At 64.1% G+C, this 21,273-nt stretch carries 11 protein-coding genes; 5 read left to right on the forward strand and 6 right to left on the reverse strand.

The window, feature by feature from the left end; genetic code table 11:
- Nucleotides 1–102 precede the first annotated feature (102 nt).
- The 4 genes from ACODRZ_RS18920 to ACODRZ_RS18935 all read left to right on the forward strand — a co-directional run bounded on the left by ACODRZ_RS18920 (nucleotide 103) and on the right by ACODRZ_RS18935 (nucleotide 10,141).
- The gene (locus ACODRZ_RS18920) at nucleotides 103–3,138 is read left to right on the forward strand and encodes a glycosyl hydrolase family 28-related protein (protein WP_488971456.1); all 3,036 of its coding nucleotides are present in this window, start codon (nucleotides 103–105) and stop codon (nucleotides 3,136–3,138) included.
- A 129-nt stretch (nucleotides 3,139–3,267) separates the two neighbouring features.
- Nucleotides 3,268–6,228, forward strand: a complete 2,961-nt coding sequence (locus tag ACODRZ_RS18925; protein ID WP_488971457.1) for a TonB-dependent receptor plug domain-containing protein — start codon at nucleotides 3,268–3,270, stop codon at nucleotides 6,226–6,228.
- Between the two features lie 77 nt (nucleotides 6,229–6,305).
- Nucleotides 6,306–9,359 carry a glycosyl hydrolase family 28-related protein gene (locus ACODRZ_RS18930; protein WP_488971458.1) on the forward strand — a complete coding sequence of 1,018 codons (3,054 nt, stop codon included), beginning with the start codon at nucleotides 6,306–6,308 and terminating at the stop codon, nucleotides 9,357–9,359.
- Between the two features lie 8 nt (nucleotides 9,360–9,367).
- Complete coding sequence (locus tag ACODRZ_RS18935) at nucleotides 9,368–10,141, forward strand: ThuA domain-containing protein (protein ID WP_488971459.1); 774 nt, start codon at nucleotides 9,368–9,370, stop codon at nucleotides 10,139–10,141.
- A gap of 184 nt (nucleotides 10,142–10,325) precedes the next feature.
- On the opposite strand, the gene ACODRZ_RS18940 is transcribed toward ACODRZ_RS18935, so the two are convergent.
- The 6 genes from ACODRZ_RS18940 to ACODRZ_RS18965 all read right to left on the reverse strand — a co-directional run bounded on the left by ACODRZ_RS18940 (nucleotide 10,326) and on the right by ACODRZ_RS18965 (nucleotide 20,598).
- A complete protein-coding gene (locus ACODRZ_RS18940; protein WP_488971460.1) occupies nucleotides 10,326–11,966 on the reverse strand; it encodes a family 43 glycosylhydrolase in 1,641 nt (546 codons plus the stop codon).
- Nucleotides 11,967–11,976: 10 nt separating this feature from the next.
- On the reverse strand, nucleotides 11,977–13,545 hold the full coding sequence (locus ACODRZ_RS18945) for a GH39 family glycosyl hydrolase (protein WP_488971513.1): 1,569 nt from the start codon (nucleotides 13,543–13,545) through the stop codon (nucleotides 11,977–11,979).
- Nucleotides 13,546–13,641: 96 nt separating this feature from the next.
- A complete protein-coding gene (locus ACODRZ_RS18950) occupies nucleotides 13,642–15,108 on the reverse strand; it encodes a GH1 family beta-glucosidase (protein WP_488971461.1) in 1,467 nt (488 codons plus the stop codon).
- A gap of 34 nt (nucleotides 15,109–15,142) precedes the next feature.
- Nucleotides 15,143–17,503, reverse strand: a complete 2,361-nt coding sequence (locus ACODRZ_RS18955; RefSeq protein WP_488971462.1) for a glycoside hydrolase family 31 protein — start codon at nucleotides 17,501–17,503, stop codon at nucleotides 15,143–15,145.
- Nucleotides 17,504–17,861: 358 nt separating this feature from the next.
- The gene (locus ACODRZ_RS18960; protein WP_488971463.1) at nucleotides 17,862–18,968 is read right to left on the reverse strand and encodes a LacI family DNA-binding transcriptional regulator; all 1,107 of its coding nucleotides are present in this window, start codon (nucleotides 18,966–18,968) and stop codon (nucleotides 17,862–17,864) included.
- Between the two features lie 139 nt (nucleotides 18,969–19,107).
- Nucleotides 19,108–20,598 (reverse strand): glycoside hydrolase family 27 protein, encoded by a 1,491-nt coding sequence (locus ACODRZ_RS18965; protein ID WP_488971464.1) that lies wholly within the window; start codon nucleotides 20,596–20,598, stop codon nucleotides 19,108–19,110.
- A gap of 189 nt (nucleotides 20,599–20,787) precedes the next feature.
- On the opposite strand from ACODRZ_RS18965, the gene ACODRZ_RS18970 reads away from it, so the two are divergent.
- Nucleotides 20,788–21,096 carry a c-type cytochrome gene (locus ACODRZ_RS18970; RefSeq protein ID WP_488971465.1) on the forward strand — a complete coding sequence of 103 codons (309 nt, stop codon included), beginning with the start codon at nucleotides 20,788–20,790 and terminating at the stop codon, nucleotides 21,094–21,096.
- Nucleotides 21,097–21,273 lie beyond the last annotated feature (177 nt).

The raw sequence follows: 21,273 nt of genomic DNA on the forward strand, positions 1-21,273 counted from the left end.
ACGACCTTTGTCGCAAGTGCGGTGATCTATGCGGCGCTCTACCGAAAAGCCAGGCGCAGCAAAGGCGCGATCGGATTTACACGCCGGGACAGGGGAAGCGATATGATCGGACGCAGCAGCGCGATGGCTATGATGCTGGCCGGGACGGCGCTCGTGCAGGCGAGCCCCGTGCTCGCATCGGGGGCCTCGGTGTTCCCGATGGCGCCGGACGAGCCCACCGCAGTCACCGTTCGCGCCCGCGGAGACGGCAAAGCCGACGACACGGACGCGATCCAGCAGGCGCTCGACAAGGCGCGGGACCGGACCGGTCACGGCATCGTCTTCCTTCCCTCGGGAATCTATCGCATCACGCGCAGCCTCGTCGTTCCTGCCGGTGTACGCATCTACGGCATAGGCCGGACGCGGCCGACGATCCTGCTCGGTGCCCGCACCCCGGGGTTCCAGAAGGGCGTCTCGACGATGATCGTCTTTGCCGGAGACGATCAGTACAACGTCGGAAAGGTTCCCGTACCCGTCCCTACCGTAGTTCCGCGCAACAAGGTCGTGCGTGACGCCAATTCGAGCACTTTCTATTCGGCGATGAGCAACGTCGATATCGAGATCGGCGCGGGGAATCCTGCTGCGGCGGGCGTGCGGTTCCGCCTTGCTCAGCACGCCTTCCTCAGCCACATGGATTTCCGCCTGGGCACTGCCTTCGCAGGCGTCTATCAGGCTGGCAACGTCATCGAGAACGTCCATTTCCACGGCGGTCGCTACGGCATCGTTACGGAGAAGACTTCCCCCGCCTGGCAGTTCACCCTCCTCGATTCCAGCTTCGACGGCCAACGCGATGCCGCCATCCGCGAGCATGAAGTCGGCCTCACGATGGTCAATGTCGCGATCCGCGATACGCCCGTCGGGATCGAGGTGGATCGCGGCTATGGCGACTCCCTCTGGGGCAAGGATGTGCGCTTCGAGAACGTCAGCGGTGCGGCGGTGGTGATCTCGAACGAGAGAAACGTCTTCACCCAGATCGGCTTCGAGAACGCCCTCGCGGCCGGCACCCCCGTCTTTGCCCGCTTTCGCGACAGCGGGCGGACGGTTTCGGGCAAAGGAGCCGTCTACAAGGTATCTGCCTTCTCCCATGGCCTCGCCGTGCCGGAACTGGGCAAGACCGGCGATTACGCGACGCAGGCGCAAATCGAAACGCTTGGCGCCATGCCCGCGCCGCGCAAGTCGGCCATCCGCGATCTTCCGCCGATGCCTGAATGGGTCAACGCCCGCACGCTCGGCATTGCGGGGGACGGCAAGGCGGACGACACTGCCGCGATCCAGAAAGCGATCGACGGGCACCGCGTGCTCTATTTCCCGGTCGGGTTCTATCGTGTCACGGATCGATTGAAACTGCGACCCGACTCCGTGATCGTCGGGCTGCACCCGGCGATCACGCAATTCACCATAAACGATGGGAATCCGGCTCACGCCGGGCTCGGATCGGTTGTGCCAATCATCGAGAGTCCGCGCGGCGGTGACAACATCCTTTCCGGCATCGGCCTGTTCACCGGAAGGGTGAACCCTCGCGCGGCGGCGATCCTGTGGCGTTCGGGGGAAGACAGTCTCGTCGAGGATGTGAAGATCATGGGGGGAGGCGGCACCCCCACGGCGGACGGGAAACCGCTTGGCGCGCTTGCTGCCCGCAGTGGCGATCCGGTGTCGGATGGACGCTGGGACGCGCAGTATCCCAGCATCTGGGTGACGGACGGCGGCGGCGGCACCTTCGCCGACGTCTGGAGCCCCAACACGTTCGCGCAAGCGGGCTTCACCGTCACCGACACCCGCACGCCCGGCCATGTCTACGAGATGTCGGTCGAGCACCACGCGCGTAACGAGTTCGTGCTCGACAACGTGGAGAATTGGGAATTCCTTGCGCCGCAGACCGAGCAGGAAGTGGGCGACGGGCCGGATGCGGTGTCGCTGGAAATCCGCAATTCGCGCAATCTGCTCTTCGCCAACTACCACGCCTACCGCGTCACGCGCAGTTACCACCCGGCCAAGAGCGCCGTTAAGCTGTTTAATTCAAGCGATATTCGCTTCCGCAATGTCCACGTCAATGCCGAGAGCGGCTACGCCAGCTGCGATGATGAGGGTTGCGGCACATTCCTGCGTGCGAGCAAGTATCCGTTCGACAATGCGATAGAGGATGTCTCGCGCGGCCTCCTCGTTCGTGAGCGGGAGTTTGCACGCCTGGATGTCGGACCGGCTGGCGGGGGCTCCACCCCTCCACCCCCATCGGCCGGTCCGGCGATCGAGAGGCTGGCTGACGGATTCTGGTCGATTTCCGGCGCGGCGGTGGATGCGAAGGGGCGGCTCTATTTCATCGACCGCAGATTCCAGCGGATTCATCGGTGGAGCAGTGCCAAGGGCCTGGAAATCGTTCGGGATCATGCACTTGATCCGGTAAATCTCGCGGTCGACGTATCCGGGCACCTGCTTGTCCAGTCGTCGCTGGGGGCCAAGGGCGGGGTCTATTCGATCGACCCTGACGGGCCGCAAGACCAGATAACGGTGATCGCGCCGACACCTGTCCGCAGCAACTCCGGCGCGCGCATCCTGTTTCCGGTAAACTGGTGGAACAACGGGGAATTCCGCGATCAGCTCGACCCGAGAACTTACGAATTTACCACGCTTTCCCAGATGTTTATACGCGATGTGGGGACACCGAAGGACCGCGAGTACGTATCTCCGGACGGCAGCCTTGCCCTGCCCGCATTCCGCACGTGGCAGCAGGGGCCGACCGACCACGTCGGCTGGCGCTGGTCCGACAGCCTCAACGCCAACGGCCTGATCGGCGGAAAACCGGGCGATCCGGTCTTCGTGACCAACGCATCGGAAAACGTCACGTACCGTGCAGTGATCGGCACAAAGGGGACACTGAGCGGCACCAAGGCGTTTGCGAACCGGGGTGGAGAGAGCGTCGCGGTCGATCGCAAGGGTCGCGTCTACGTCGCGAACGGACAAGTCTTCGTCTATGCCCCCGACGGCTCCGAGCAGGGCCGCATCGACGTGCCCGAACGCCCCTTGCAGATCCTGTTCGGCGGCGAGGACGGAGGCACCCTGTTCATTCTGACGCACCACGCCCTCTACGCCGCGCGGCCATGACCATGCAGCATCTACGACCTAAGTGGTAAGTGCAGTGAGAGCGCTAGCAGGATAACCAGAAAACAACGCCTCAGGGCGCGGCCGAGTCCGGAAAACCGGCGGCCGGGGAGATCGAAGGGGAAGGATTTCATGAGCAGGATCACCTCAGCGCACCGGCAACGCGCCGGCGTCAGTTTCGCAGCACTGGTAGCGGTTGCGCTCGCAGGCACGGCGCAGGCGCAGGAAGCCCCGCCCGCGCCGCCGCCCGCTTCCGAAGACAGCGCAGCGCCCGCAACCGCCGCCGAGATCGTCGTCACCGGCTCTCGCATCACCACCAGCGGCTTCAACGCCCCCACGCCGACCACTGTGATCGGCGAGGCGCAGATCACGGCCAATGCGCAGCCCAACATCTTCACCACCATCGCGCAGCTGCCCTCGCTGCAAGGCTCGACCGGCGCATCGACCGGCACCTTCAGCACCTCGAGCGGGCTCCAGGGCCTCAGCTCCTTCTCGCTGCGCGGCCTTCAGCCGATCCGCACACTGACCTTGCTGGACGGACAGCGCGTTGTCGGCGCGAATGTGACCGGCGTGCCGGACATCAGCATGTTCCCGCAGTTGCTGGTCAAGCGTGTGGACGTCGTCACCGGCGGCGCTTCGGCATCCTATGGCTCCGACGCGGTGGGCGGTGTCGTCAACTTCATCACCGATACCCGGTTCGAGGGCTTCAAGGGCAACATGCTTGGCAGCATCACCAAGTACGGCGACGATGAAACCGCGCTGGTACAAGCCGCCTGGGGCAAGTCTTTTCTCGACAACCGCCTGCACGTGGTCGTGAGCGGCGAATACGACCACGAAGGCGGCGTCGGCGCGGGCGACTTCGGCACCGACCTTGCCGGCAGCCGCGACTGGTATCGCGCGACGACGCTGATGAACACCGGACAGACCAACAACGGCCTGCCCCAGTTCAACTATCGCGACTATGCGCAGCCCTACCAGTATGCCCGCTATGGCCTGATCAACAACGGCCCGCTTCAGGGTATCGCCTTCGATGCCAACGGCACGCCCTACAACTTCAACTACGGATCGAACGGGCAACCGCTCGGCAACGGGCAAGTCAGCAACTGCTATCGCGGCAACAGCTTCTGCGAAGGTGGAGATCTTTCCGGCGCCCCGGGTTCGGGCGCCTCGCTCAAGTCCGCGCTGCAGCGCATCAACGGCTATGGCCGCATCGGCTACGACTTCGCCGACAACAACGAAGCCTACATCACCGTCAACATCGCACAGGTGAAGACCGACAACCAGCCGAGCCCGGGCTACGGCAGGCCTTCGCTGACGGTGCAATGCGCCAATCCGTTCCTGCCGCAACTGGTTCGGGATCGGTGTGCCGCGGCCGGCATCACCAGTTTCGGGTTCGGCACCAGCAACGCCTCGTTCCCCGACCCGCGCGTCTATACCGACCGCAAGCAGTATCGCTTCGTCGGCGGCCTCAAGGGCGCGTTCGACATGGCCGGCACTTCCTGGAACTACGACGCCTATTACGAGCACGGCATCACCATCTCGGACATCCGGGTGCGCGATATTGTGCTGCAGAACCGCTACGTGGCGGCGACCAATGCGATCTCCCTCGATGGAGCCATCGTCTGCGCCGATCCGGTGGCTCGCGCCAACGGGTGCCAGCCGATCAACATCTTCGGCAACTTCGCGCCCTCGGCTGCCGCGCTCGCCTATGTCGCCCCGCACGATAACGGCCCGTTCCAGCACACCAAGCTGACGCAGGATGTGCTCAGCGCGAACTTCTCGGGCAATCCCTTCGATTCCTGGGCCGGCCCGGTGTCGGTCGCGTTCGGCGGCGAATATCGCCGCGAGTTCTACCGCGTGAATGCCGATCCTTATGGCGCGGGCGTCTCCGATCTCAGCCCCAACAGCCCGGACTATCCGGCCGACCCGCTGCTCAACTCCACGCTGGGCAGCAACTGGGCGGCAGGCAACTACAAGAACGGGCGCGGCAAGTACGAGGTCTATGAGGGCTACGTCGAAGTCGATCTGCCGCTGCTCAACAGCGATGCGATCGGCCGGGCCAACCTCAACGGCGCGGCGCGTGCCACGCATTACAGCACGTCCGGCACCGTCTGGACGTGGAAGGTCGGCGGCACCTGGGATACCCCGCTCGACGGCATCCGCCTGCGCGCCGTGACCTCGCGCGACGTGCGCGCACCCAACCTTTCCGAACTTTTCGCCGCGCCGACCGTCACAACGGTGCCGAACTTCAACGATCCGTTCCGAAACGTGGCGGTGCAGATCTTCCAGAACACGATCGGCAACACTGCCCTCAAGCCGGAAGTCGCGCGCAATACGGAACTGGGCATCGTATTGTCACGGCCGTCCTGGCTGCCGGGTCTCAGCCTGTCGTTCGACTATTACCACATCAAGCTGGACGGCGTGGTCTCGACCCTTTCGGCCGACCAGATCGTGCGGTTCTGCTTTGACGGCAACCAGGCCTTCTGCGGCGGCTTCCAGCTTGACGGCCCGCAGGGCACGAACTTCGTCAACGTCCAGCCGTTCAACCTCGCCTCGTGGAAGACCAGCGGCTTCGACATCGAGGCCAGCTACCAGTGGCAACAACCGCTGGGCCTGCCGGGCAACTTCACGGTCCGCGCGCTTGCGACCCACATCCAGAAGTTCATCGTCAACGCGGGTGTTGCCGGCGTCGACCCGATCGACCAGGCGGGCGCCAACAACGGCGCGACGCCTGACTGGAAGTGGCTCGCGGTACAGACCTACGATAGTGACAGATTCAGCCTGACCGTGCAGGAGCGCTGGATCAGCGACGGTACTTTCGGCAACCAGTACGTCGTCTGCCAGACGTCATGCCCTGCCTCCACCGGCAACCATCCCACCATCGACTACAACAAGATGAAGGGCGCATTCTACGTGGATGTCGGCGCGACGATCAAGTTCGGCGACAACCTGCAGTTCTATGGCAAGATCGACAACCTGTTCGACAAGGATCCCGTTGCCTCGCCGCAGACCAACACCGGGCTCGACATCAATCCCGCACTCTACGACACGCTGGGACGGATCTATCGCGCGGGTGTCCGGTTCAATTTCTGACGCTTTCCGATACTGCCCCCCACAGACTGTCCCGGCCGAGCGGCCGGGACATTTTTGCCTTACGAAAGAGCCCTGAGATGAAACGCGGACTGATCGGAGCCTCCACCACGGCACTGGCCCTGCTGGCCGCCGCGCCGCTCGCCGCATCGCCCTCGGTCTACACGACCATGCCGGACGAACCCACCGCCGTCACAGTCGTTGCCAAGGGCGACGGGCAGGCGGACGACACCGCCGCGATCCAGCAGGCCATCGACAAGGCCGCCCAGGGGCCTGCTGGCAAGGGCGTCGGTGGCGGCATCGTGTTCCTTCCGCAAGGGACCTACCGCATAAGCCGCACTCTGTTCCTCTGGCCCGGCGTTCGCATATTCGGCGTGGGAGAGAAGCGCCCGGTCATCGTCCTCGGCGCCAGGACCCCCGGCTTCCAGCGCGGCGTCGGCCACATGCTCGTCTTCGCCGGTTCGGCGCGGGAACGCGACCCCAAGGATGCTCGCAAAGTCGCTTTCCCGCCGCCCGGCTCGGTGCCGTTCAACAAGGAAGTCGCGGACGCCAATCCGGGCACGTTCTACTCGGCGCTCGGCAACATCGACTTTCGTATCATGGACGGCAATCCCGCCGCTACCGCGATCCGTTTCCACTCGGCGCAGCACAGCTTCGTCAGCCACGTCGACTTCGATCTCGGCACCGGCCTGGCGGGGCTCTATCATGTGGCCAACGAGGCGGAAGACCTGCACTTCAAGGGCGGCCGATACGGCATCCTGGCCGAGAAGACCTCCCCCGCATGGCCCTTCGCGCTGGTGGATGCCACATTCGAAGGTCAGCGCGACGCCGCCATCCGCGAACATGAGGCAGGGCTGACCCTGCTCAACGTCGCGATCCGCGACACGCCGGTCGGGATCGAGATCGACAAGGGGTATGGCGACTGGCTCTGGGGCCAGGACGTGCGGTTCGAGAATGTCTCGAAGGCGGGCGTCGTCATCTCCAATCCGGGCAGCGTCTACACGCAGGTCGGCTTCCAGAATGCAGTGGCAGCGAACACGCCCGTTTTCGCCCGCTTCCGGGAGAGCGGAAAGACCGTTCCGGCCAAAGGCAATATCTATCGGGTATCATCCTTCACTCACGGTCTGACCCTGCCCGCCCTCGGCCGGATGGGCGAATACAGGACGCAGATGCAGGCCGAGGCGCTCTCCGCCCTGCCCGCGACCGGCGTGCCCGCGATCCGTGCGCTGCCGCCGGTATCCGAATGGGTCAGCGTTCGCAGGTTCGGCGCGAAGGGGGACAACGCGACCGACGACACCGCCGCGATCCAGAAGGCGATCGACAGCCACCGGGTCGTCTATCTGCCTGCCGGATTCTACACCGTCAGCGAAACGCTGCGCCTCAAGCCCGATACGGTGCTTGTCGGCCTGCACCCCAGCCTCTCGCGCATCGTGCTGCCCGACGGCACTCCCGCATGGCAGGGCGTCGGCGCTCCCAAGGCGCTGGTCGAAAGCGCGAGCGGAGGCGAGGCCATCGTGGCGGGCATCGGCATCGATACCGGCGGCGTGAACCCGCGCGCCACCGGCCTGCTCTGGAAGGCGGGCGCGGCCTCGATGGTCAACGACGTCAAGTTCCAGAACGGCCACGGCACCAACCGCTTCGACGGCACCCGGGCGGACCCGTACAACAACAATGCCACCGCCGATCCCGATGCCGCCAGGCGCTGGGACGGCCAGTACGCGAGCCTCTGGGTCACGCAGGGCGGCGGTGGCACTTTCGCCAACGTCTGGAGCCCCAGCACGTTCGCCAACCCCGGAATCCTCATCTCCGACACCCAGACCCCGGGCCGCCTGATCCAGGCCTCGGTGGAGCATCACGTCCGCACGGAAATCGGCCTCAACCGCGTCTCCAACTGGGAATTGCTGGCGCCCCAGACCGAAGGCGAGGCCGGGGAAAGCGGTGATGCCGTGGCGCTGGAAATCCGCAACTCCAGCAACATACTTGTCGCCAACTTCCATGGCTACCGCGTTACCCGCACGCGAAAGCCCGCGCCGGCGGCGGTCACGCTGTACAACTCCCACGATATCCGCTTCCGCAACGTCCACGTAAACGGTGAGAGCGGCGTCGGTACTTGCGACGAGAACGGCTGCGCGACGTTCCTCCGCCTCACCAAGTTCCCGTTCGAAAATGCCATCCGCGACGTCACTCACGGCATCGACGTGCGCGAACGCGAGTTCGCGGTGCTGGACGTGACGGCCAGCCCCGCCCCGGTCTCTGCCTCCACCTTCCAGGGTTCGAAAGTCGAGAAACTCGCAGACGGCTTCTACGCTGCGGGCGGCGGCGCGGTGGATGCGGCAGGCAAGCTCTACTTCATCGACCGCCAGTTCCAGCGCATCTGGAGCTGGTCGGACACGGGCAGGCTGGAGATCGTGCGCGACGCGGCACTCGACCCCGTGAACCTGACGGTCGATGCCTCGGGCAATCTGCTGGTGCTGTCCTCGTTCGGACGCAACGGCACCGTCTACAGCGTAAAACCGGGTGCGCCGGACACCGAGGTCACGATGATCGCCCCCACACCTGCCGCCAAGGGTCCGGCCAGCACGGTCCTGCCCGTGAACTGGTGGAACAACGGCGAATTCAGGGACCAGCTGGACCCGAAAACCTACGAATTCACCACCCTTGCCCAGATGTACTCGCGCGACATGGCCGCCCCCAAGGCGCAGGAATACCGTTCTCCCGACGGCAGCCTGGCACTCCCTGCATGGCGGGTCTTCGCGCAGGGGCCGACCGACCATCGCGGCCTGCGCTTCTCGGACTCGCTGGACAGCTACGGCTTCATCCAGGGCAAGCCGGGGGAGCGGGTCTTCGTCACCAACGGCTCGGAGAACCGCACCTACACCGGCATCGTCGGGGCGGGCGGCACGCTGACCGGTCTCAAGGTCTTCGCCGAGCGCGGGGGCGAAGGTGTCGCCAGCGACGCGCAAGGCCGCGTCTATGTCGCCAACGGGCAGGTGTTCGTTTACGCTGCGGACGGCAGCGAGATCGGCCGGATCGACGTGCCCGAGCGTCCGCTGCAGCTGGTGTTCGGGGGCTCGGAGGGGAAGACGCTGTTCATCCTGACCCATCACGCGCTCTACGCCGCGCGCATCGACTGAGGACTGGCATGATACGTTTCCTGCTGACGCTGTTCGCCTTCGCCCTTCCGGCAAGCCTGTTCCCGGCGGACGCCCGGGCCGATCCGCAGTACAAGCTTCTCGTCGTCGCGATCCCGAACAAGTACCACTACGAGTACATCCCGGTAGCGCGCGACAGCCTGGAACATCTCGCCAGACTGCATGCCTTCGACATGACCTGGACCAATCGGCCCGAAGTGTTCGAGGGCGACCTGAAACCCTATGCCGCCGTGATGTTCCTCAACACGTCCGGCGAAGAGCTGAACGCGGGGCAGCGCGCCGGGTTCGAGGCCTATATGCGCGGTGGCGGGAACGCCGTGATCGTCCACCGTGCGCTCATCATGCCGAAAAAGGACTGGCCCTGGTACGAGCAGCTGGTGGGCCGCAGCTTCGTGACCCATCCCATGCTTCAGACCGGGGTGGTGACGGTTGCGGACCCAGGCTTTCCAGCGACCTTCAGCCTGCCCGCGCGGTGGATATGGAGCGACGAGTTCTACGTAACCTCCAACCCATACGGCATCCGGATCAACACCGTGCTCGGCGTCGACGAGAGCAGTTACGATCCCACCCGCATCTGGCCGGGCCAGGTCGCCGGACCGATGGGCCGGGACCATCCCATCGCCTGGTACCACACCTGGGAGAAGGGCCGCGTCTTCGTGACCACGCTCGGTCATGACGTGGAGATGTACCGGGACCCGCAGTACCTCTCACACCTGATGGGCGGGATCTATTGGGCGTCGACAGGGTTGGGGCAGCGGAAGTAAGGGACGCCCCTTCTCCCCCTCCCTCAAAGAAACATGATCCGGCATCGCCGGTCGTGCACAGGCAACCTTGCCGCATCGGTCCGGCCGCAATCAGATCGAGATCATGATGCCGTCATCGGCGCACCGCCCCTTTGGAGGAGGGATCGGGGCGGTGCGCCGTGACCGTCGCCTTGCGCTGCGACGGTCAGCCGGTCCGGGCGTTGCCGATTGCCCGATACCGGAAATCCCGCAGCTTCGCCTGCCCTGCGCCCGCAACGTAGATGCCCAGGCGCAGGCTGAGAAAGCCGCCGAAGACGTTGTGATGAATGCCGGATACCTCCATGCGCGTGCCGTGGCGCTGCCACGTGCGACCCTCGTCGTAGGAGTAATGGTGCGTGACCACGTTCTCCTCGTTCGTCACGCGAAGGCGCACGCTGCGCGCCTGGTGCGGTACCGCCGCCCAGGGCAGGTCTTCGGAATATTCGTAGACCTTGAGCTTGTCCGGCGTGAAACCGAGCCCGACGAAAGCCTTGTGGTTGTAGAACAGCAGCACGCCCGCCTCGGCATCACCCGCAAGGTCGATAGAGATTTCAGCCTCGTAGCTGCGATCGCCGACCAGGCATGTCAGCGGCGAGGAATCGACCGGCGAGGTCCCGCTCGCGGCGATGACCAGTCCGCCCGCTTCGTAGCGCGCGCGTTCCGCTTCGCCGCGCCGGGGCGCGTGGAAGCTCCACTGTACCCCCATGCGGTCCTTCGCGAAGTCGTCCGACAGTCCGGGGGCCGATGCGCTCGGCCTCCCTCCCCGAGGCTTGGGCAACGGCATCGAGAGATCGCCGCCCCTTGCACGGAACCAGCCGTCCGCAGTCCATTCTACCGGCTCCAGCAGGGTCTGGCGACCAAGCGTCCTCATGCCGTTCTCATAGCCGTGATAGACCATCCACCAGTCGCCAGCCGGTCCTTCCACCAGCGTGGCATGGCCGCGCGACCACCATGGTTCGTCCGTGCTTACCGTGCGCACCAGGGGGTTGTGCGGGCAATGCTCCCACGGGCCGTGGATCGACTTCGCACGCGCGGCGATGACCATGTGCCCGGTCACCGGCCCCGCCGTGCCGCCGATAGCGGTGACGAGGTAGAACCAATCGCCCTTGCGCAGCAGCTTGGGTCCTTCGGGCGCGAAGTTTTCGACCACCCAGTCGTCCGGGTAGCGCCACGGATCGTAGGCCTTCTCCAGCGGTCCATCGGTGGCCAGACCATCGTCCGTCAGTCGGATTTTGCGAATGCCGTTGGTGAAGAGGTATCTCCTGCCGTCCTCGCCGACGATATGACCGGGGTCGATGCACCCGCTGATCTTCAGGTCGACCGGCTCGCTCCACGGCCCGGCGATGTCATCGGCCCAGATCACGAAGATCGACCAGCCCTCGCCTTTGGGATCGGCGGGGATGTAGATGAAGTAGCGACCGTCGTGCCTGACGAGGTCCACCGCCCAGATCGTGCCCAGGTTCCTGTGCAGCGCCGGGCCGACGGGTGCCCAGTTGACCAGATCGGTCGAGCGCCAGATGACCAGTCCCGGATAGGAATCGAAGGACGAGAACGTCATGTAATAGACGTCGCCGTCCTTTAGGATCGTAGGGTCGGGGTGGTCGCCGGAGACGATGGGGTTGCGGTAGAACCCGTTGCCGAGGTCCGCCTTGCGCTGCCCCTCCGCCCCGGCACCCCACTGCGGCGCGGATGCACCCTTCCCTGTCGTCAGTGCATGGGCGATCGTGGGGGCAAGCACAGGGGCGAGCGCGGGCGCTGCTGCGCCGGCAAGCGCTCCCTGGAACATGGTGCGGCGGGTGATGCTCATCGCGGTGTCCTCACTTGCCTGTCGGCTCCAGCGTGACGAGTGCCACGTCGTTGCTGCGCATCGCGACTTCGACGGTGGCGGTGCCATCCTTGCTGACGCGGATGGGCTTGTCCTGCTCGGGCCTGTCGGCGGTTTCGCGCTGGAGTTGCTCCAGTTGCACGGGGCTGAGCGAGGCCGGCATCCCCATGTCGATATAGGACGAGAGCGGATCGTTCAGCCGATAGCCGGTCTTGTGGACCTGCAGCCGATACGTGCCCTTGGCCAGATGCGAGAAACGGAATGTCGCCTTCCTGGCCGGCGTCGCGGGAACCTGCCGCGTGTAGAACGGCTTGTTACTGACGGCCTGCACCGGTTGCTGGAAGTCCCATACGAGCGCCGTCACCCGCTTGCCGTCCGCGGCCGCCATGGCCTGCGCGTCTCCGGTGGCGAGCGCCTGCCCCCTGATCGCATTCAGATACTTGTAGGCAAACCACGCGGGCTTGCGGATGCCTTCGCGGTTCATCAATCCGAAACCGCCGTGGAAGGGAGTGGGCGGCGGGCCGGGTTCCTCGAACAGGTCGGTATAGGCCCAGTAGCTCATGCCCTGCACCAGCCCCTGCGTCGCCTTGAGCTTGCTGAGGATGTAGGGCGCGCTCACATAGCTGTCGTGGACGAAGTCGCGCGGGGTATAGCTGGTGCTCCACTCGGTGAAGAACAGCGGGATTCCGGGGAAGGCCGATGCCTCGATTTCCCCGCGCACCTTGCGAACATCACCAACCACGGCGTCGGGCGAGGGTGAAAGCTTGGTGTCCTGCTTGCCTTCCTCGTCCAGGAAGCCGCCATCGACACCATAAGTATGCGTCGCCACGAAATCGACCGGCAGCTTGTTGTCCGCAGCATACCCGAGGAATTCAGGCACCCACGCGGCGCCCGCCGTCGCCGGGCCGCCGACGCGCAGCGCGGGGTCGATCGCCTTGATGGTCCGCACGGTGTCGGAATAGAGGGCGAAGTATGCGGCCTGGTCCGCCTTTTCCCAAAATCCGTCCAGGTTCGGCTCGTTCCACAATTCGAAATACCACTGCCGCACTTCCTCAGCACCGTAGCGCTCGCGCACATGCGTGACGAAAGCGGTGACGAGATCGCGCCACATCGCCGCATCGGGGTGCGAGGTATTGCCCTTCCAATAGAACAGCTGTTGCGGCGAGGTGCGCATCACCGCCGGCGTCCAGCCAAGTTCGACGAATGGCCGGATGCGCTTTGCCTTGAGGGCATCGTAAAGCTGGTCGATCTTCGTCCAGTCGTAGACGACCTTGCCGTCCACCTTGCGCACGGTGCCCAGCGCGTCATGGAAAATGTCGTGGAACCGGATGTAGCGGAATCCCAGCTCATCCGCAGCGATCTTGAGCTGCGCCTGGCTGTCTTCGCGGATCAGCGTACCCGGAAAGTCGGAACCGACCGAGAGGTCGAAGAACCTGTCCACCGGCCCGGTCGGCGCCGCAACATCGATGCGGATTTCGCGCGGTGATTGGCCCTCCGCCGCGACGGCCTGCTGCGCCGTCGCAACGACGGCAGCTGCAGCAAGTAGTCCGATCCTCACCATCCACTCCTCCATCGCATTCAATTCTGGCAGAACTGCCATTTCCCGGCGCCGTGCCGCAGCCGCTTCGCCCCGGACATTCTCCGGGGCTGCCGGGCATCAGACCAGCCGGTTGGTCCGCACCAGTTCCCGATACCAGTCAGCGCTGAGCTTGGGCGTGCGCTTCTGGGTCTTGAAGTCGACATGGTGGATGCCGAACAGCTTGGTGTAACCGTCCTCCCACTCGAAATTGTCCATCAGGCTCCAGAGGAAGTAGCCCTTGACCGGCAATCCCTCGCGCGCAGCGCGCTGGAGGTGAGTGAGGTAATTGCGCAAGTACATCACCCGATCGGCATCGTAGACCTTGCCGTCCTGAGCCACCGGATCGTCGGCGGAACAGCCGTTCTCCGAGATGTAGATCTTCTTGGGCTTCCACAGATCGTTGACGGTCCGCACGCCCCAGTACAGCGCCTCCGGCCCGACGTAGAGCCAGGGCGACGCCATCCGCGGCGAATTCGCGAGGTGCGGCAGCACCTCGTAGCCGCTCTGCGTATCGGCCGCGCGCACGAAGTTAGGCGTGTAGATATTGAGCGAGACGAAATCGAGCGCGCTGCCGATCGCCTTCATGTCACCGTCCTTCACCTTTGGCGCGTCGGCGCCCTGTGCGGCAAGGTAACTGTCGAGATAGCGGCCTTCGAGAATCGCGGTGAGGAACATCGCGTTCTCCTCGCGCATCGCCTTTCTGGTTGCCTCGATGTGCTCTTCGGTTTCGATGACCGGTACGAAGATCGTCGCATTGTCGGCAAGGCCAACCTCGGTTCCCGGCTTCGCCGCCGCACGGATCGCCTGCACGCCAAGGCCGTGGGCCAGGACTCCGTGGTGACGGACCTGGTTCACGTCGGCCATCGGCAGTTTCAGACCAGGCGCCTTGCCGCCGGTCATGTAGGACAGGTCGGTGAAGCAGCGCAGCTCGTTCACCGTCATGATGTGCTTCACGCGGTCGGACACCTTACCCGCCATGTACCCGGCGTAATCGGCGAAGGCGTAGGCGGTGTCACGCGATTGCCAGCCCCCCTTGAGACCGGTCGGCAAGTCCCAGTGGAACAGCGTCATGTGCGGCTCGATCCCCGCAGCGAGCAGTCCGTCTATGAGGCGATTGTAGTAGTCGAGCCCCTTCTGGTTCGGCTTGCCCCGGCCGCTGGGGAAGATGCGCGACCACGCGACCGAAAAGCGATACGCCTTGACGCCCAGCGCCTTCAGCAACGCGATGTCCTCGGCGTAACGGTGATAGCTGTCGCACGCGACGTCCCCGGTGCCGCCATCCGTGGTCTTGCCGGGCGTGTGCGAAAACACGTCCCAGTTGGTTTCGCCGCGACCGTCTTCCTTGACGCCGCCCTCGATCTGGTAGGCGGCGGTAGCGCATCCCCAGAGGAAACCCTGGGGGAACGAAAGCCCGTCCGCGCCCGGTCCTGCAGCAGCGGCGGCGACACCCTGCACTTGCGCCGCAGCGCCACGTCCGCCGAGCGCCGCGCCGAGTGCCGCAGCACCGAGCCCCATGCCAAGCTGGCGGCGGTTGATTCCGGTCATCGATTACTCTCCTGAAACGCTTGCGAAGACCGGCTTACCGCCCGCCCATGATCCTGACGAGGCCGGTCAGCGCCTGTCCGGTCGGCAGCGGCTGGCGGCTGGTGAGTTTGCCCGTGGCGTCGTCCCAGACGAGTTCGGCTTTCCTGCCGCCTTTGCCGCGATAGGCATTGGTGGTGCCGTCGTCGTCGTAAAGCGTGAAGGTCGCATTCGCGCCCGGATAGACACGGATGCTTTCCAGCGCCTGCTTGCTGGCGGTACTCTCCACCTGCGCGCCCAGCGGCACGATCGAACCGGCCTTCACGAAGACCGGGATCCGTTCGATCGGGGCATCCACCTCGACGGTCTGGCCGCCCTCATAGCGCTGGTTGGTCCAGTAATCGTACCATGCGGTGCCAGCGGGCAGGTACACGGACTTGCGGGTCTGTCCCTGCTCGGTCACCGGCGCGACGAGGAATGCCTTGCCCAGCATGTACTGGTCACCGATTGTCGTCACCTTGGGATCGTTCGGGAAGTCCATGAACAAGGCACGCATGAACGGCGCGCCGGTTTCATACGTGCCCCGGCCCAGCGAATAGAGGTACGGTATCAGCGTGTAGCGCAGGCGCAGGTTCTCGGCGAGGATGGGCTCTGCCGCCTTGCCGTATTCCCAGAGCGCAGTGCCGGGCCGCTGGCCGTGAATGCGCAAGGTCGGCGTGAAGACGCTGTATTCGAACCATCGGACAAAGAGTTCGGGATAATCGGTATAGTCCGCGCCCATCGCCGTCGCGCCCGCCGGATCGACAAGCGGCGCGTGCTGCGCCTTCGGCCCGCTCGGCCACTGCCAGCCGCCGATATCGCTGCCCCAGTAGGCCAGCCCCGTCGCCGTGAAGCCCAGGCCCGCCGGCACCTGCCGCCTGAGCGCATCCCAGGTCGAACGCACGTCCGACGACCAGAACAGCCCACCCGTCCGCTGCGAACCAAGGTAGGCCGCGCGAGAGAGGATCAGGTTGCGGAAGTTCGGACGATCACGCTCCGACCCTTCCGCGACGCCGCTCGTATGCACCAGCGGAAAGAGGTTGTGATATCGGTCGCCCGAACCGACCGAATAGAAATAACCGTCCGGCACCAAGTCGGGCTCGGTCTCGTCGAGCCAGAACCAGTCGAAGCCCTCGGACGCGATATTGTCGCGCAGCTTGCCCCAGAACCACGCCCGCGCCTCCGGGTTGGTGCTGTCGATCAGGGCGCCGGCACGGTCGAAGCGGACGGGCAGACCGTCGACCGTTTTGCCTTCCTTGTCCTTGAGCAGCCAGCCCTTGGAGTCGAGCATGTCGAAATAGCGCGATTCTCGTTCGAACCGCGGCCAGACGCTGATGATCGAGCGCATGCCCATCGACTTGAGCTGGTCGTTCATACCCTTGGGGTCGGGGAAGTAAGTCCGGTCGATGTCGAGTTGCCCCATGCGCGACCAGTAGAACCAGTCGAGCACCATGACGTCGATCGGCAGCTTGCGCTGGCGATAGCCCTGCGCGATGTCGAGCAGCTCCTTCTGCGTCTCGTATCGGGCCTTGCTCTGGATCAGACCGAACGCTGCCTTGGGCGGCAACGGCGTGGCGCCGGTCAGCTTCGCGTAACCCGCGTAAAGCTCGTCCGCGGTCTTGCCCGTGATGATGAAGAACGACACGCGCTCGCCGACCTGCGACTGAAAGCGCGTGCTGCCGTGGAGACCGGGCCAGACGGTGGTACGCGCCGGGTTGTCCCAGACGATGCCGTAGCCCTTGTTCGTGACCATGAACGGCACGCAGACGGTTTCACCGGCAGGGGCATCGTAGTTGTGCGCGCAGTCGATCTGCCGGCCACGAAGATCCAGCGTGCCCTCCTGGTTCTGGCCGAGCCCGTAATAATGCTCGTCTGCAGGGGAATCGAAGGTCGCCCCCATCTTGAACGTCTTCTCGCCGTTGACGGTAACGGGCGCCATCTCCCACCCGGTCATGCGGGCCAGCGGGGCGCCGTCGGCGGCCTTGACCGACAAGCTGACGGGCGGCAGCGAGGGCGCGAAGTAGCGCTCCATCATCGTCGGCGCCGGGGGATAGGGTTTGGCATCGACGGTCAGCGTCAGCGCGGAGGAGGTAAAGATGTCGCCAGAGGCATCGGCGCGATGGCTCCAGCCGGTAGTGTCCGCCTTAGCGTTCGGCCCTTCGCCGGGCGCAGCACTGGCAAGCTCGGGGTCGAGTGCGATCGTGACGCGCACGATGTTGGGGGCATAAGGTTCGATCGCCACGCGGCTGCCGTTGCGGTCCAGCAGCGCCATCGGCTCGGCCATGGCCGTACCCGCCGCCATACCCAGCGCGATCCAGGAGAGTCCCAGCGCCATCGCTGCCTTGCGCGCGAACACGCCCGCAATCGCCTTGTCCTTCATATCCCTCTACTCCCTCTACTTGCTCTCGCCTCCGGAGTTCGAACACGCCGTCTTGACGACGGTGCGCGACTTCCCAGGAAGCGCATTTTACGATGCGCTATTCCGCCTTTAGCGGCGCACACGGAGACGCGCCGCAGGTGCGACAGTCATCGCGGCCAAGACACCGGCCTGTCAAAATCACTGATCTTCACAAACGCATCCTCTCTTGCGCCTCGACCTCGCCGAAGTTCGTACTTCGGTCCGTCAACGCGAACAGACGAACGCATTGTTATCGCTATCATCAAAGTGTGTCGAGGGGGTGCGGCGCATGACGACGGTTTTTTCTCGGACTAAATGAAATCCAGGTGCACGCGAGCGCTCAACCTCGACTACGGTTACGCGGCCTTCTACGAGGCGCGGCATCGGACTGACGCCGGATTAGCGCATAATCCAGTACGACATGTGTCGTATGTCCGGACAGGTCTGCTTCCTTGCCACCCTCGTTGCGAAGGTGCCGGACGATCATGTCCACGGCCTTACGGGACATGTCGCTGATCGGCTGGCGGATCGTCGTGAGTTCAGGCCATATGGTCGTCGCAAGCAAGGTATCGTCGAATCCGCAAACCGTAAGATCGCCCGGAACATCGAGACCACGGCGATGGGCGACGGCAACCGTCGCGGCTGCCATGTCGTCGTTACTGGCGAAAATCGCCGTCGGCGGGTCCTTGAGATCGAGAATCTGTTCGGCTGCATCCAGTCCCGAGCGATATGTGAAGAAGCCCTGCGCGACCAGCGCCGGTTCGAGTTCCAGCCCGGCTTCCGCCAAAGCCGCCAGATAGCCTTCGTAGCGACGCTCGCTGGCCTGCTGGTTGGGGTTGCCCTTGATGAAACCGATCCGGACATGCCCCAGCGCGATGAGATGCCGCGTCATCTCGCTTCCGGCATGGAAGTCATCGATGCTGACGATCGCACCACCCTTGGGCGAGTAGCCGGTTGCGACAGAAACGGACGGAATTCCCGCGACCTGAAGCGCCTCCAGCATCTCGGGTGAATCGCATAGCGGCGGAGGCAGAATGATGCCGTTCAGTCGCCCTCGCTGCAGGTGCCGGACGAGCTCGTCCACCGACCGGCCATCCTCAAACTGCTCGACAAGCAGATGGACATTGTACCGGCTGGCCTGGTCCAACCCCCCCACGAGGAACTCGCTGAGATACGACGAAGAAGGATTGCTGTAGAGCAGCCCGATCCGCATTTCCTCACCGCCGGCCAGTGTCCGGGCCGCAACGCTCGGCGCATAGTTCAGCGCCCTGATTGAATGCTCCACCTTTTCCCGGGTGGACGGGCGAACGGTGGTCCGGTTGTTGATGACGCGCGACACCGTCATCTGCGATACGCCTGCATGCTCAGCGACGTCGCTGATCGTCGGCACGTCGCGATGACGGCGCGATGCCTTTGCGGAACCCTCGTTCTTTATCTTCTCGGACATTCCGGCCTTGTGAACCATCGCAACCGGCACGGCAATAACGACGGGACCATCATGCGTTGTCGCAAGGGATCGCTAACGCAACCTTCTCATCAGGCAAACGAAAGCGATTCCATCGATATCCCACCTTCGCGCCGAGTGATCATTCCAGACGGAAGATGGCGCTACCATGAGATGACAGCCGCGCCGTCAACCTGCCGTCTTGATTGCCGAGATCGCTACGCGCCCACAAGTCCCGAACGCTGACCGACCCCTTGATGCCCAGCGCCGCTAGCGGAACCGAAGCCTCGCGCGCCTCCTTGCCGAGATTGAACATGGCCAGATAGCGGGCCTTGCCGTCCTCGCTTGCGGCCGACCAAACACGCAGGCCGTCTTCCAGAAAGTGCGGGCGATTGTCACGGCTGGCCTGGTTGACCGCCAGAACTTCCGGGTTGGTCAGCAATGCAAGCGTCGGCGCATCGAGATGGCGCAAATCGCCTCCCATGATGAGCGGCGCACGGGTGATCGACCACAGGGTCATCAGCGTGCGCTGCTCGTCAGGCGTGAAACGGGTGTCCCTGTCGCCAAGCGCCAGACGGCCAAGAGGAAGCATGTCGGGATCCGGCCAGGACCCTGCCCCCCGGAATGGCGTCCAGTTCTCAAGCCGCGTGAACTGCGCTTCCAGCTGAGACCATTCATCCCAGAAATCATCCGATATGCGCCACATCTGCGCGTGGCGACGCACATGGTCCCCGCGCAACACCGGCGTCTCGCCGGGCGAGAGGCTAAGCACGATCGGACGACCGCAGCGTGCGATTGCACCCGCGACAGCTTCGATCTCGGGCGCGTGAGCGTCGTAAGGGCGGCTCATGTCGTCCATCTTCACGAAATCCACACCCCAGGAAGCGTAAAGACGAAACAGACCGTCATAATACTCCTGAGCGCCCGGCCTGGTCATATCGACGCCATACATGTCGGGATTCCAGGAACAGATGCTGGACGTATCCGCGATATCCTGCGCCCGCAGGTTCGTTCCTTCGATCGGCAGGTTCCGTTTCACGGCATGGCGCGCAATTCCGCGCATGACGTGAATGCCGAACTTGAGCCCCATTGCATGAACCCGCTCCGCGAGCGGCGCAAATCCCTTGCCGCCAGTTGCCGAAGGAAAGCGATTGGGCGCCGGAACGAGCCGCCCGTAAGCATCGAGAGCGGGGACCGGATTGGGGTTGTAGGTATAGCTGCTCGCTTCCGGCTCATACCACTGGATATCCACCGTGAAGACGTCGTATCCGAAAGGTAGCAGCGTTTTCTGCATGATGGCCGCAGTTTCGAGAGCCTGCGCCTCGTTGATGGTCCCCGCGAAACTGTTCCAACTGTTCCAGCCCATCGGCGGCCGCATTGCCAGCGATCCTGCACTCGTCTTCGAGGAGGCGGCAGACACCCGCGGAGCTGCCGCAAGTGATACCGCAGCCGCGGCAAAAAGTGCGGCTCGACGTGAAAAATCCACTCGCAACTCTCCTGACTCAAAATTATTTGTAGGAGTATTAAAGCGTATTCGAGACTTCGACAATGCCCTCGGGAAGATCTTGATCGCGAACAGGCTTCGGGGTCCGAATTGCGTGACTCGGCCGAAAAAGGACGACCGAAGATGCACTCAAGCCCAGCCTCGCCATTCTGCCCTCCTCAAAAATTGGACAAAATGGCCATTCCGCCTCTTGATCCGGCGACTGTTCTGGGCAATTTTACCGGTAAATAATATTAATGGGCGGATGGAGAATCGAGGGTGCAGAGAAGATCCGGCATCTTTGTGATAGCGCTAGCATTGATTCCGGCATGGCCTGCCTTGGCGCAGACCGATGCCGCAATTCCATCAGTCTTCGCGACATGCCGGGCCTGCCACAGCGTACAATCCGGCGGCAAGAGTGGTGTCGGCCCGAACCTCAAGGGTGTGTTCGGCCGCACTGCAGGCACCTTGCCCGGCTTCAATTACTCTCCCGCAGTCAAGGCATCGAAGCTGACGTGGGACGAGCAGGCACTGGACGAATATCTGGCCGCGCCGACCCGGAAGATTCCCGGCAGCCGCATGCCGATCGCCACGCCCGATCCCGCCAAGCGGGCGGCTATCATTGCCTATCTCAAGAGCGCGAAGTGATTGTGGTGAAAGGGGGATACGCTGCGACATGAGAACACTGACCCAAGGCCCCTGCGCGCTGCATACTTCGTCATTCCGGCCTGATCTGCGACGGATTCACGCTCGCCGACAGCCAACGTCCTAGCCGACAACAAAAGGGGACATGCTCCGATCGGCAAGGATCGGCGGAGCCAAGGG

The sequence above is a fragment of the Novosphingobium sp. FG90 genome (assembly GCF_057808725.1).